The 12,686-nt window shown below is 63.2% G+C and carries 15 protein-coding genes; 7 read left to right on the forward strand and 8 right to left on the reverse strand.

The genetic code is table 11. The features are described 5' to 3' along the window. Positions 1-56: 56 nt before the first annotated feature. Both PSV40_RS21070 and PSV40_RS21075 read left to right on the forward strand, forming a co-directional pair. Positions 57-473 carry a hypothetical protein gene (locus PSV40_RS21070; RefSeq protein ID WP_300541580.1) on the forward strand — a complete coding sequence of 139 codons (417 nt, stop codon included), beginning with the start codon at positions 57-59 and terminating at the stop codon, positions 471-473. Positions 474-491: 18 nt separating this feature from the next. After that, a complete protein-coding gene (locus PSV40_RS21075; RefSeq protein WP_300541582.1) occupies positions 492-998 on the forward strand; it encodes a TIR domain-containing protein in 507 nt (168 codons plus the stop codon). 96 nt (positions 999-1,094) lie between these two features. Here PSV40_RS21075 and cynS read toward each other — a convergent pair whose 3' ends face one another. From cynS to PSV40_RS21115, 8 genes are all read right to left on the reverse strand, one after another. Continuing rightward, a complete protein-coding gene (gene cynS / locus PSV40_RS21080) occupies positions 1,095-1,538 on the reverse strand; it encodes a cyanase (RefSeq protein ID WP_300541584.1) in 444 nt (147 codons plus the stop codon). A gap of 33 nt (positions 1,539-1,571) precedes the next feature. Beyond that, positions 1,572-1,724, reverse strand: a complete 153-nt coding sequence (locus PSV40_RS21085; RefSeq protein ID WP_300541586.1) for a DUF1348 family protein — start codon at positions 1,722-1,724, stop codon at positions 1,572-1,574. After that, positions 1,721-2,626, reverse strand: a complete 906-nt coding sequence (locus PSV40_RS21090; RefSeq protein ID WP_300541588.1) for an ABC transporter ATP-binding protein — start codon at positions 2,624-2,626, stop codon at positions 1,721-1,723. Before PSV40_RS21090 ends, PSV40_RS21085 begins: the two co-directional genes overlap by 4 nt. After that, entirely contained in the window at positions 2,616-3,485 is an 870-nt protein-coding gene (gene ntrB, locus PSV40_RS21095) for a nitrate ABC transporter permease (protein WP_300541590.1), read from the reverse strand. Before ntrB ends, PSV40_RS21090 begins: the two co-directional genes overlap by 11 nt. A gap of 121 nt (positions 3,486-3,606) precedes the next feature. Continuing rightward, positions 3,607-5,022 carry a CmpA/NrtA family ABC transporter substrate-binding protein gene (locus tag PSV40_RS21100; protein WP_300541592.1) on the reverse strand — a complete coding sequence of 472 codons (1,416 nt, stop codon included), beginning with the start codon at positions 5,020-5,022 and terminating at the stop codon, positions 3,607-3,609. Positions 5,023-5,438: 416 nt separating this feature from the next. Next, entirely contained in the window at positions 5,439-5,858 is a 420-nt protein-coding gene (locus tag PSV40_RS21105) for a CBS domain-containing protein (RefSeq protein ID WP_300541594.1), read from the reverse strand. 121 nt (positions 5,859-5,979) lie between these two features. Then, the gene (locus tag PSV40_RS21110) at positions 5,980-6,639 is read right to left on the reverse strand and encodes a response regulator transcription factor (protein WP_300541596.1); all 660 of its coding nucleotides are present in this window, start codon (positions 6,637-6,639) and stop codon (positions 5,980-5,982) included. Positions 6,640-6,643: 4 nt separating this feature from the next. Next, positions 6,644-7,849: a PAS domain-containing sensor histidine kinase gene (locus PSV40_RS21115; protein ID WP_300541598.1), complete on the reverse strand. Its 1,206-nt coding sequence runs from the start codon at positions 7,847-7,849 to the stop codon at positions 6,644-6,646. Between the two features lie 200 nt (positions 7,850-8,049). Here PSV40_RS21115 and PSV40_RS21120 point away from each other — a divergent pair, with 200 nt between their 5' ends. The 5 genes from PSV40_RS21120 to ptsP are packed head-to-tail and all read left to right on the forward strand — an operon-like array spanning position 8,050 to position 12,336. Beyond that, positions 8,050-8,595 (forward strand): hypothetical protein, encoded by a 546-nt coding sequence (locus PSV40_RS21120; RefSeq protein ID WP_300541600.1) that lies wholly within the window; start codon positions 8,050-8,052, stop codon positions 8,593-8,595. Continuing rightward, positions 8,595-9,884 (forward strand): MFS transporter, encoded by a 1,290-nt coding sequence (locus tag PSV40_RS21125; RefSeq protein ID WP_300541602.1) that lies wholly within the window; start codon positions 8,595-8,597, stop codon positions 9,882-9,884. Before PSV40_RS21120 ends, PSV40_RS21125 begins: the two co-directional genes overlap by 1 nt. Beyond that, on the forward strand, positions 9,881-10,324 hold the full coding sequence (locus PSV40_RS21130; RefSeq protein WP_300541604.1) for a PTS fructose transporter subunit IIA: 444 nt from the start codon (positions 9,881-9,883) through the stop codon (positions 10,322-10,324). The genes PSV40_RS21125 and PSV40_RS21130 overlap by 4 nt, the downstream gene beginning before the upstream one ends. Then, positions 10,293-10,562 carry an HPr family phosphocarrier protein gene (locus tag PSV40_RS21135; RefSeq protein ID WP_300541606.1) on the forward strand — a complete coding sequence of 90 codons (270 nt, stop codon included), beginning with the start codon at positions 10,293-10,295 and terminating at the stop codon, positions 10,560-10,562. Before PSV40_RS21130 ends, PSV40_RS21135 begins: the two co-directional genes overlap by 32 nt. Before the next feature lies 1 nt (position 10,563). Beyond that, positions 10,564-12,336 carry a phosphoenolpyruvate--protein phosphotransferase gene (gene ptsP, locus PSV40_RS21140; RefSeq protein WP_300541608.1) on the forward strand — a complete coding sequence of 591 codons (1,773 nt, stop codon included), beginning with the start codon at positions 10,564-10,566 and terminating at the stop codon, positions 12,334-12,336. Positions 12,337-12,686: the final 350 nt, after the last annotated feature.

Genomic DNA, 12,686 nt, shown 5'->3' on the forward strand with positions numbered 1-12,686 from the left:
TTCATGTTCCTTCGTGACATGTTATGCCTCACACACAAAATTTCTGACAGGCTCGTATGGACCCAATCTCATCTAACAACAAGCACAAGCACCTTGAGTTCATCCAGGTGGCGATCAATCGTATGTCGGGAAATTTGTTCCTGCTTAAGGGCTGGAGCATTACCTTAATTGCTGCTCTTTTTGCGCTGGCGGCCAAGGATTCAAACAAATCCTATGTTTTGATTGCGTATTTTCCGCTGTTCATATTCTGGTCTCTTGATGGTTATTTTTTAAGTCAGGAACGCAAGTTCCGTGCGTTATACGACTACGTGCGTAAGCTGAAAGAGTTTGAAATCGATTTTTCTATGGACACGAGGCCGTTCAGCGACGACCCTAGAAACACATGGTTTAGTGCAATGTCTTCAAGGACTCTTGTCATCTACTACGCCGGACTTGCCGCAATCATGCTTGTGCTCATGTATCTTGTTCGATAGGTGCCGAAAGGAGGCTTTATGGTACGCAGATGCTTTTATAGCTTTCACTATGAACCGGATAACTGGCGAGCATCAACTGTGCGTCAGATAGGCGCAATCGAAGGGAATCAACCAGCCTCAGACAATGATTGGGAGTCAGTTGCCAGTGGTGCAAATCAAGACGAGAAAATCAGTCGATGGATCGCGGAACAGATGAAGGGTCGAACTTGCACCATAGTGCTTATTGGTGCGGCGACGGCAAAGCGCAAGTGGATTAACCGCGAGATTATCAAGTCATGGAATGACGGTCTTGGGGTGGTTGGTATCCAGATCCACGGACTGAAGAACAGGCTCGGCGAGGTCTCCACGGCGGGTGAGAATCCTTTCGATCACATTAAGCACGGACCTACCGGGAAGCCTCTTTCTTCTCTAGTGAAGTGCTACAACCCTGCAGGCGCGACAAGTCAGGAGCGATACGCTTGGATTGCTCAACACCTTGCAAATGCGGTAGCAGAGGCAATAAATATCCGCGGTGCGAGTTCCTAAGTCGTGCCGATTGCCCAATTGGGGAAATCCAAATGCTTGAGCAACCTACAGTACTTTTTCTTGCATCCCTATCACGGTCTAGGTCTCGCTAGAAGTTCAATAAGTCTTGTAAGGCAAAAACTTCCCTGATAACACCACATTCACCCGATCCCCCTTTGGGTCTGGCTGCCGCACGATATCCATCGAAAAATCAATCGCACTCATGATGCCGTCGCCGAACTCTTCGTGGATCAGTTCCTTGATCGTTGTGCCGTACACACTGACGATTTCGTACCAGCGGTAGATCAGCGGGTCGGTGGGCACGGGTGTGGGCAGCGAGCCTTTGTACGGTACAACCTGCAGCCACTTCTGCTCTTCCGCCGTCAACCCGAAAATCTTGCCGACAATTTTGGCCTGCTTGTCGTCCAGCGTCATCTGGCCTAGGCAGGCGGCGGTTGTCCATTCCTTGCTGAGGCCGACCTTCTTGGCGACCGATTCCCAGGTGATGCCTTTGCTGACTTTGACGGTGATGATTTTTTCGGTGATGTCGTTGCGGTTCATGGTGATGTTCTCCGTGTTGAAAAGAAAAAATAGTCAGGGGGCCACAGGGCGCGGCCAGTGGAATTTGCATTTCAAAAACTCGCGGCTCATGGCCCGGCCCGAGAAGAAGTCGGCGCGCTTGCACCAGACCGAGTCTTTGATGTAGGCCAGCGCCACGCGGTCCGGGTCGCAGCTGTTTCTGCTCATGCGACGGCTTTCAAAGTGACCGAGGCCGGCGCGTCGGCCAGCACGCCGCGTCCGGGTTCCACCGTGGGCGGATGCGCCGGCGCCTTGCCGTGCGACAAATCCTTGGAGCGTGCCACCAGAAAGTCCACCAGGTGGTTGCGCAGCGGGTAGTACTGCAGGTCGTGGTGCACGGTGGCGCGCTGGCGGTCGCGCGGCATGGTGTTGCGCACAATCTCGGCCACGCGCGCCTGCGGGCCGTTGCTCATCAAGAGGATCTTGTCGGCCAGCAGCACGGCTTCGTCCACGTCGTGCGTGATCATGAAAACCGTTTGCTGCGTTTCGCGCACGATGGCCAGCAGCTCGTCCTGGATGGTGCCGCGCGTCAGTGCGTCCAGCGCGCCGAAGGGCTCGTCGAGCAGCAGCATCTTGGGTTCGATCGCAAAGGCGCGCGCAATGCCCACGCGTTGCTTCATGCCGCCGGACAGGGCCGAGGGTTTTTTGTCGATGGCGCCGGACAGCCCGACCAGCGCCACGTATTTCTGTACATGGACATCAACCTGGGCCGACGTCCAATCCGGCCATTTGGAGCGCACGGCAAAGGCGATGTTCTTGCGCACCGTGAGCCAGGGCATCAGTGCATGGCCCTGGAAAACCACGCCGCGCTCCAGGCTGGGGCCGGCGACCTCGCGGCCGTCCATGAAGACATGGCCGGCGCTGGCGGTTTCCAAGCCCGCCAGCACATTCAGAATCGTGGTCTTGCCGCAGCCCGAGTGACCGATGATGCAGACGAACTCGCCACGCGCGATGCTGAAGTTGACCTCGTCAAACACCGGCTCGGTGGTGCCGGGGTAGGACTTGGCCAGGCCTTCGACCTGCAGGAAGGGGCGGCTAGATGCGGCGCCGGGTACGGGATTATTCAGCATAGGTCACCCACTTCTGCATCTGCGCAAACATCAGGTCCAGCAGCATGCCCATCACGCCGATCACGACGATGGCAAAAATCACATTGGTCAGCGAGAGGTTGTTCCATTCGTTCCAGACAAAGTAGCCGATGCCGGTGCCGCCCACCAGCATCTCGGCAGCGACGATGACCAGCCAGGCGATGCCCATGGAGATGCGCATGCCGGTCAGGATGGTCGGCGCGGCGGCAGGCAGGATCACCAGAAAGGCCTTGCGCAGTGGTTTGACTTCCAGCGTCTTGGCCACGTTGAGCCATTCCCGCTTGACGGCAGACACACCGAAGGCGGTGTTGATCAGCATGGGCCAGACCGAGCAGATGAAGATCACGAAAATGCCCGAGGTGGACGAGTCCTTGATGGTGTACAGCGCCAGCGGCATCCAGGCCAGCGGCGAGATCGGCTTGAGCACCTGGATGAAGGGGTCGAGCGCGCGGCGCAGCAGCGGCGACATGCCGATGACAAAGCCCAGCGGAATCGCCACCACGCAGGCCAGCAAAAAGCCCAGCGCGACCCGGCCCAGCGAATGCCCGAGCTGGATAGCAATGCCCTTGTCATTGGGGCCGCGGTCGTAAAACGGATCGCTGAGCTGGTCGACAAAGGTCCGGCCCATCTGCCCGGGTGTCGGGAAGCCGGAGGCCTTGGCGGCGCCCGGGTCCTTGCCCATCATTTTCTGGTATTCGATCTGCTCGGCCGTCATGCCGGTGACGTTGCCGCCGGTGCTGGCCGGCGAGGCCGTCGCCGCGTACCAGATCGCGATGAACACCACGAAGAGCACGGCGGAGACGATGCCTGCGCGAAAGCCCAGGGTTTTGAAAATATTCATGGAGTTTTTGCTTCAGTGTTGGCGCCGGTCTTGCTCCCTCTCCCTTTGGGAGAGGGCAGGGGTGAGGGCGTGTGCGGGCCCTCACCCCCACCCTCTCCCAGGAGGAGAGGGAGTAAGCCCCTCAAGACATCTTGTTGATGGCAAAACCTTTGGCGTAAGCGTCGGCTTTGGCCGCGTCGAACTCCTTGCCCATGATCTTGAACTTGGGGTAGGCGCCCTCGGGCACCGGCTGGCCGAGTTCCTTCATGTACTTCTTGGCGTCGGTGATCAGGAAGACCTTTTCGGCGATCTGCTTGTAGTTGACCTCGCCCTTGACATAGCCCCAGCGCTTCATCTGCGTGAGCATCCAGACGGCCATCGACTGCCACGGCATCGGGTCGAAGTCGGCGCGGTCGGGCACGTTCTTGATTTGCCCCAAGCCGTCGGCAAACTTGCCGGTCAGCACCTGGTTGATCACGGCTTCGGGCTGGTTCAGGTACTGCGCCGGGGCGATCACCTTGGCGATCAGCTCGCGGTTTTTCGGGTCGCGCGCCATGGCGGCGGCCGTCAGCACCGAGCGGTACAGCGCCGCAAAGGTGTTGGGGTTCTTCTGGATGAACTCTGTAGAGGTGCCGAAGGCGCAGCAGGGGTGGCCGTTCCAGATGTCCTTGGTCAGCAGGTGGATGAAACCGACTTCCTCGTACACGGCGCGCTGGTTGAAAGGATCGGGGCCGAGGAAGCCGTCAATGTTGCCGGCGCGCAGGTTGGCCACCATCTCGGCCGGCGGCACCACGCGCAGCTGCACGTCGGTGTCGGGGTTCAGGCCGGCTTCGGCCAGGTAGTAACGCAGCAAAAAGTTATGCATCGAGAACTCGAAGGGAATCGCGAACTTGAAGCCCTTCCAGTTTTTCGGGTCGCGATTGTCCTTGTGCTTGAGCGCCATCGTGATGGCCTGGCCGTTGATGTTCTGGATGGTCGCCACGTTCATCGGCGTGGCGTTGGAGCCCAGGCCCATGGAGATCGCCAGCGGCATCGGCGACAGGAAGTGCGTCGCGTCGTATTCCTTGTTGATCATCTTGTCACGGATCAGCGCCCAGCCGGCGGTTTTGGTCACTTCGACATTCAGGCCCTGCTGTTTGTAAAAGCCCAGCGGGTGCGCCATGATCAGCGGCGTGGCGCAGGTGATGGGGATGAAGCCGATCTTCAGGTTGGTTTTTTCAAGCGTGCCGGGCTTTTTGCCGGCGTCCTGCGCCAGGGCCTGCATGGTGCCGACCGGCAGCACGCTGGCAATCGCGGCCATGGCCGTGCCCTTGCCGACGGCGCGCAGGAAGCGGCGGCGCACTTCGTCCTGCGGAAACAGGGCCTTGACCAGGGTGGCTTCAATGAACGCGTTGGAGTAGGCCTCGAACTCGCTGGTCTGGCTGCGGCGGCGCAACTCGATGGCGGCGCTGTCGGCAGCGACGGCGGCGTGGTGGTCGGCCACCGTGTGGTCCTTGCCGCAGCTGCACTTGAGCATCAGCGGTTTGTCAGCGTCGTAAGGCGAGAAGTAGTCGGACATGGCGCGCACCTTTCAGTTGAAGATGCGGCTGTCTTGCAAGCAGCGGGCCACTTTGGCCGGGAGTGCCGTCTGCGCCGTATTTCGCTGTTGATGTAATGACGCCGTGTAGGGCTGGCACTACAAAACGGGTGCCGCGGGCGGTGTTTTTCGGCTGCGGCGTGCTTGTTTGGGACAGCTTTATTGCGTGGACGGTGTCAGAACAGGCCGGGGGTGCGCGGCCATGATGGCCCGGCGCACCAAATCAGCGCGCAGTGATGGCTGATTCAGCGCTATCTGTCATCCCGGCCTTGGGGAGCCTGCCCCGGACTCCGATCCGGGGGAATCCATGCAGCATGTACCGCTGCACGGGCCCGCGAGGCATGGGTGGCGGGTCAGGCCCGCAGTGACAACTTTCGCTGAAGCAAGTTCAACCTGGCTCAGGCCGGCGCGGAGATGTCGGCCAACGACTGGCCGACGTCTTCCTCGTCCTGGCCCTTGACCGCGATGTCGCCGATCGAAACGATGCCAACCAGGCGCTCCGACCCGTCCAGCACCGGCAGGCGGCGGATCTGGCTGGATGCCATGTCGGCGAGGACCGTGTCGAGGTCGTCGGTTTCGCGGGCGGTGCGTACGTCGGTGCTCATCACCTTGGCCAGCGGCGTGTTGCCGTCCAGGCCTTGCGCCACGGCGCGCACCACGATGTCACGGTCGGTCACCATGCCGAGCAGCTTGTCGCCATCGCACACGGGAATCACGCCCACATCGAGTTCCTCCATGGCCCGGGCGGCCTCGGTGATGGTGCTGTCGGAGGTGAGGGTTCGTACATCGCGGGTCATCACATCGGTGACTGTGGTCATGAAAATTCTCCTTGGGTGGCGCCGGCGGCGCCGTCTGCAACCAGCATGGAGCGCCGGGGGCGGCTTGTTCGTCAGCGGCTACCCAAGCGGCCGTAGGACAAGGCCGCGCGAAATTCTGCTGTCAGGAGCTGGCAGGTGCCTTGGCGTGGCGCTCGGCGTACAGCGCTAGTTCCACGTCGTTTTTGGTGCCGGTTTTTTCAAGGATGCGCAGGCGGTAGGTGCTGACGGTGTTGGACGCCAGGCCCAGTTGCGTACCGATCTCGCCGACGGATTGGCCGGCCGTCAGCAGGCGGAACACCTGGTGCTCGCGGTGCGACAGCGCTTCGGCGCCGCTGCGCCCGCCGCTGCCGCCGACCGCGCTGGCCAGCGCTTCGGCCGTGACGGCTGAAACGTACATGCCGCCGCTAGCTACCTTGCGCACCGCGGCAATCATGTCGTCGGGGTTCGCGCTTTTGTTCAGGTAACCGGCCGCGCCCAGTTTGATGCAGCGCACCGCGTATTGTTTTTCGGGGTAGGTGCTGAGCATCAGCACCGGCAGCTGCGGCCAGGCTTTTTTGAGGGCCTGCAGCACGTCCATGCCGTCGCGGCCCGGCAGCGCAATGTCGAGCAGCACGGCAGCCAGCCCGGCGTGGCCGCCCAGCGCCTCGACCTTTTCAAGGATGTCGGGGCCGGTCTCGGCTTCGGCGACGACGGCGATCTCGGGGGCGTCGGCCAGCACCTGTTTCAGGCCCTCGCGCACGATACGGTGGTCGTCGCCGATCAGGATGTTCAGGGTGGTCATTTTGCTATGGTTTTGGTAGCTGTATGCGCAGGTGGAACAAGGACCCAAGGCCGATTTGGCTTGAAATCTCCAGGCTGCCGCCAAGGTGCCTGGCGCGCTCGCGCATGCCCATCACGCCGTAGGCATTGGCGGCCTCGAAGGCGGCGGGCGCCGCGCCCTTGCCGTTGTCCTGCACGCGGATGCTGATCTCGCCGGCCGTGGCCAGAATGGTGATGGCGAGGTGGCTGGCCTGCGCGTGGCGGCCGACGTTGCTGAGCATCTCCTGGAAGATGCGGAAAATCGCCATGGCCGAAGGCTCGGGCAGCGGCACGGCCTGCTCCACGTCCATCTGCCAGTCGAGTTCGAGTTCGGCCGACTGCACGAACTCGTGCGCCTGCCAGTCCAGCGCGGCCCACAGGCCCTGGTGGTCCAGGATGCTGGGGCGCAGGTCGGTGATGATGCGGCCCACGTTGTCCACCGCGGCCTCGATCAGCCGGCCCATGTTCTGGCATTTGCTGCGCATGGTGTCGCGCATGGCCTGCGCCGCCACCGGCTCGCGTTGCTGCTGTTCGCCCAACCGTTTGTCCAGCCAGCCCACGTCCATCTTCAGCGCCACCAGCAGGCTGCCGAGCTCGTCGTGCACCTCGCGCGCGATGCGGGTGCGTTCTTCCTCGCGCACGGTGTGGGTGTAGGCCGAGAGTTCGCGCAGTTGTTGCAGCGCCTCGGACAGCGCCTGTGTGCGCTCACTGACGCGCTGCTCCAGCACGTCGTTGGCATGGCGCAGGGCTTCCTCGGCCCGCTTGCGCGCCGAGATGTCGACAAAGGTCACCACCGCGCCCTGCACCACGCCGCCGTCGACGATGGGGTAGGACGAGTATTCGACCGCAAACGCGCTGCCGTCGCGGCGCCAGAACAGCTCGGTGTCGATGCGGCAGGGCAGCGCCATGCGAAAGGCGTTGAAGATGGGGCACAGGTGCTCGGGGTAGTGCGCGCCGTCGGCATGGCTGTGGTGCGCCAGCTCGTGCATGTTTTTGCCCAGCACCTCGCCAGGGGCAAAACCGAGCTGCTCGGCCCCGGCCCGGTTGATGAAGGTGCAGCAGCCGTCCATGTCGATGCCGAAAATGCCTTCGCCGGTGGATTCCAGCAACTGCGACAGCTTGTCGCGCCAGACCGGCTGGTCGGCGCCAGGCAGGTGCATGGGTGCGGTCAGCGGGGCGGTTTCTGCAAACATGGCAGGTGATGAGCAAACATCGTGCCCAGCTTGGTGCGCGGTGCATCGCGGGCTTGGGCTGGCCAGGCGCCAAATCGGTGCGTCGCCGGCCTGTCAAACAGGATTGCCCCAAAACAGGTTGTTTTTGTGAATCCCTGTAAAGTCAGCGCTCCCTTCCAGAAAAGACCATGGCACCGGCTTCCCCTTCCCTGACCCCTTTGATGACCCCTCCTTTGATGGCCCGTGTGACGGCGGCCAGTCTGTTGCTGCTTCTGCTCGCGGCGTGTAATCCGGTTTTCAACTGGCGCGAAGTGCGGCCGGACAACACCGCGCTGACCCTGCTGCTGCCCTGCAAGCCCGACAAGGCCCGGCGCAGCGTGCCGCTGGGTGGGCGGCCGACCGAGCTGGCCATGCTGGGCTGCGATGCCGGTGACGCCACGTTTGCCGTTGCGGTAGCCACGCTGGATGACGCGGCGCAGGCGGCGGCCGTGCTGGCCGGCTGGCAAACCGCCACGCTGGCCAACCTCAAGGCCGACGGTGGCCAGACCGGCCCCCTGACGCTGCCCGGCGCGGACGCGCTGCCGCCGGCGGTGCTGGTGCGGGCCAGCGGCCAGCGCGCCGACGGCCGGGCGGTGCAAAGCCAGGCGGCGTATTTTTCACAGGGCCGGCAGGTCTTTCAGGCGGTGATCTACGCCGACCGGATGGACCCCGAGGTGGCCGAAACCTTTTTCTCCAGCCTCAAGCTGGACGGCGGAAACCCCCGCTGATGGGCGCCGTTCGGGACGCCGGGCGCTTGCCGGCCGCCGCCGCTGCTTCCGGCCTGTTGAGCCGGCGTGCCGGCATTGTGGTGTTTCTGGCGTTTGCCGCGGCCTACTTCTGTTCGACGCTGGTGCGGGCCATCACGGCCACGCTGTCACCGGTGCTCACGCAGGAGTTTTCATTGCATGCGCGCGACCTGGGGTTGCTGGCCGGCGGTTATTTTCTGGGTTTTGCCGTGACCCAGCTGCCGCTGGGCACCTGGCTGGACCGCTATGGGCCAAAACGTGTGATCCTGTATTTTCTGGGGCTGGCGGTGCTGGCCTGCCTGGCGTTTTCCGCCGCGACCAGTTTCACCGGCTTGCTCATCGCCCGGGTGCTGCTGGGCATGGGTGTCAGCGCCTGCCTGATGGCTCCGCTGACCGGTTACCGCCGCTGGTTTGACGCCGGCACCCTGCTGCGCGCCAACTCCTGGATGCTGATGACCGGCTCGCTGGGCATGCTGGCGTCCACCCTGCCGGTGCAGTGGCTGATGCCGCTGACCGGCTGGCGGCCGCTGTTCTGGATTCTGGCGGCGCTGATCTTGTTGTCGATGGTGGCGATTGCCTGGGTCGTGCCTTCCTGGAAGGTCGCTTCCGCAGCGGCTTCTCCCCATGTGTCGCATCCGCAGGCCAGTTACACCCAGGTCTGGCGCAGCCGCTATTTCCAGAAAATGTCGCCGGTGGCCTTTTTCCACTACGGCGGCGTGATTGCCATCCAGACCCTGTGGGCCGGGCCGTGGATGGTCCGGGTGGCGGGCTACACGCCGCTGCAGGCAGCCACCGGGCTGTTCTGGATCAATGCCTGCATGCTGGTCACCTTCTGGGCCTGGGGGCTGGTCAACCCGTGGCTGTCGCAGCATGGCTGGAGCGCCAACCGCCTGATCACCTGGGGCGTGCCGGTCAGCCTGACCGTGCTCGCCGTCAACATCGCGGCCGGCCCGGCCACCGGCTGGGCCGGCTGGGCGCTGTTCTGCATGGCTTCCAGTGTGCTGGGCCTGGCCCAGCCGGCCGTGGGCATGGCGTTTCCGCAGGCGCTGGCCGGGCGCGCGCTGACCGCCTACAACCTGGTGATTTTTGCCGGTGTGTTTGTCATGCAGTGGGGCATCGGCCTGCTGATTGACGTTTTCCAGGCCATGGGGCTGGCCGACGTGGCCAGCTTCCAGGCGGCGCTGGCCGTGTTTTTGTGTTGTTGTCTCGCATCGTATGCCTTCTTCCACGGCGCCAAAGCAGACCCCACCCCCGATAATTCACCGCAATGAACGGCATTCTCATCATCGCCCATGCTCCGCTGGCTTCGGCCCTGCGGCAATGTGTCTTGCATGTTTTTCCCGACAACCCGGCCAGTGTGGCCGCGCTGGACGTGCAGCCCAACATGCCGCCCGAAGAAACCCTGGCGCAGGCGCGCATTGTGTTCAAGCAGATGGGCACCTCGCACGTGCTGGTGCTGGCCGACGTGTTTGGCGCCACGCCCTGCAATGTGGCGCAGAAGCTGGTCGATGGCGTGCACTCCAAGCTCATCACCGGCGTCAACCTGCCCATGCTGCTGCGCACCGTGTCCTACCGCCACGAGCCGCTGGACGCGCTGGTGGCCCGGGCGGTGATGGGCGGCACGCAGGGCGTGATGCAGGTGGCCATCACCGCACCGCAGAACCAGGTACGCAGAAAACATGATCAAGACCAGCACGACCATCAACAATAAACTGGGCCTGCACGCCCGCGCCTCGGCCAAGCTGACCAAGCTCGCCGGCAGCTTTCCCTGCGAGATCTGGATCGCCAAAGGCGAGCGCCGCGTCAACGCCAAAAGCATCATGGGCGTGATGATGCTGGCCGCCGGTATCGGCAGCACCGTCGACATCGAAACCGACGGGCTAGAGGAGCAACAAGCCATGCAAGCGCTGCTGGCGCTCATCGCCGATAAATTCGGCGAAGGAGAGTAACTTGACCTTTTCGGTCCACGGTCTGGCGGTCTCGCGCGGGGTGGCGATTGGCCGCGCCGTGCTGGTGGCGTCGAGCCGGGCCGACGTGGCGCACTACTTCATCGAGGCCTCGAAGACGGTTGAAGAAATCCTGCGCCTTCGCGTGGCGCGCGATGCGGTGTCCGAGGAAATCACCCGGGTGCAGCGCGACCTGCCCAAAGATGCGCCGCATGAACTCTCGGCACTGCTCGACGTGCACCTGATGCTGCTGCAGGACGAACAGCTGATCAGCGGCGTCAAGCACTGGATCGTCGACCGGCTCTACAACGCCGAATGGGCGCTGACGACGCAGTACGAAATCATTGCGCGGCAGTTCGACGAGATGGAAGACGAGTACCTGCGCGAGCGCAAGGCAGACCTGGAGCAGGTGGTCGAACGCATCCTGGGGTTCATGAAAGGTGTGGCCTCGCCGGTGTTGCCGGCCGCGCAGTCCGCCGCGAACCGCCAGCCGCGCCAGCAGGACCTGCTGCTGGACGACACCATGGACGTGCCGCTGGTGCTGATCGCGCACGACATCTCGCCGGCCGACATGCTGCAGTTCAAGCAAAGCCTGTTTGTCGGTTTTGCGACCGACGTGGGCGGCAAGACCTCGCACACCGCGATTGTGGCGCGCAGCCTGGACATTCCGGCGGTGGTGGGCGCGCGCAGCGCCAGCCAGCTGATCGAGCAGGACGACTGGGTCATCATCGACGGCGACGCCGGCGTGCTGATCGTCGATCCCTCGCCCATCATCCTGGCCGAATACGGCTTCAAGCAGCGCCAGGGCGAACTCGAGCGCATGCGCCTGAACCGACTCAAACACACGCCGGCCCTGACGATCGACGGCCAGAAGGTCGAGCTGCTCGCCAACATCGAAATGCCCGACGACACCGCCGGCGCGGTGGACGTGGGGGCGGTCGGCGTGGGCCTGTTTCGCAGCGAATTCCTCTTCATGGGCCGGCCCGGTAACCTGCCCGGCGAGCAGGAGCAGTACCTGGCTTACCGCAAGGCCATCGAAGGCATGCGGGGCCTGCCGGTGACGATTCGCACGGTGGACATCGGCTCGGACAAGCCGCTGGACAAGCTCGCGGGCCGGGTGCAGGACGGCCAGCTGAACCCGGCGCTGGGCCTGCGCGCCATCCGCTGGAGCCTGGCCGACCCGCCGATGTTCCTGACGCAGCTGCGCGCCATCCTGCGCGCGGCGGTGCACGGCCAGGTCAACCTGCTGGTGCCCATGCTGGCCCACGGCAGCGAAATCCGCCAGACCCTGTCACTGATCGACCATGCACGCGCCGAGCTCGACAACAAGGGCGTGGCCTACGGGCCGGTGCAGTTGGGCGCCATGATTGAAATACCGGCGGCCGCGCTGACGCTCAAGCTGTTCCTGAAGTACTTTGATTTCCTCTCGATAGGCACCAACGACCTGATCCAGTACACGCTGGCGATCGACCGCGCCGACGAAGCCGTCTCGCACCTGTACGACCCCTGTCACCCGGCGGTGCTGCGCCTGATTGCCGACACCATTGCCGAGTGCAACGCGCAGGGCAAGGGCGTCAGCATCTGCGGCGAGATGGCCGGCGACACCAGCATGACGCGGCTGCTGCTGGGCCTGGGTCTGCGCAGCTTTTCGATGCATCCCTCGCAGATCCTGGCCGTCAAGCAGCAGGTGCTGCGTGCCGACGCCAGCAAGCTCGCCCCCTGGGCCGCACAGGTGCTGGCCAGCGAAGACCCGGCGTCCATGTTGCAGGCGGCTTAGCTATTGAAACAATAGCTGGCGGCGCCCGACCGCCAAGGGCGTGGCCTTGTTTCCTGTGAGTGCTTGAGCGCTGCCGGTTGGTTGATGCCGAAACGCAGTGTGATTAGGAGTCAAATAGGCCTCCAACCCTTATTGGACGTGCGTCAACAGCTATTTAATTCATAGCGAATCGAGTCGTTCACAGCCACCCTGGCTGTCATCCCGGACCTGATCCGGGATCCATATGGGCGTTCCTCCGGCTCCGTTCGGGCTGAGCCTGTCGAAGCCTTTGCAAGCTTGCGCTTCTGCTGGTCTTCCAGCAAGCCGGGTCTCGCCCCGGCGGGCGAGGCACTTTGTCTTTGCTTCGCCAA

The organism is Polaromonas sp., from assembly GCF_029945925.1.
Lineage (GTDB): Bacteria > Pseudomonadota > Gammaproteobacteria > Burkholderiales > Burkholderiaceae_C > Polaromonas.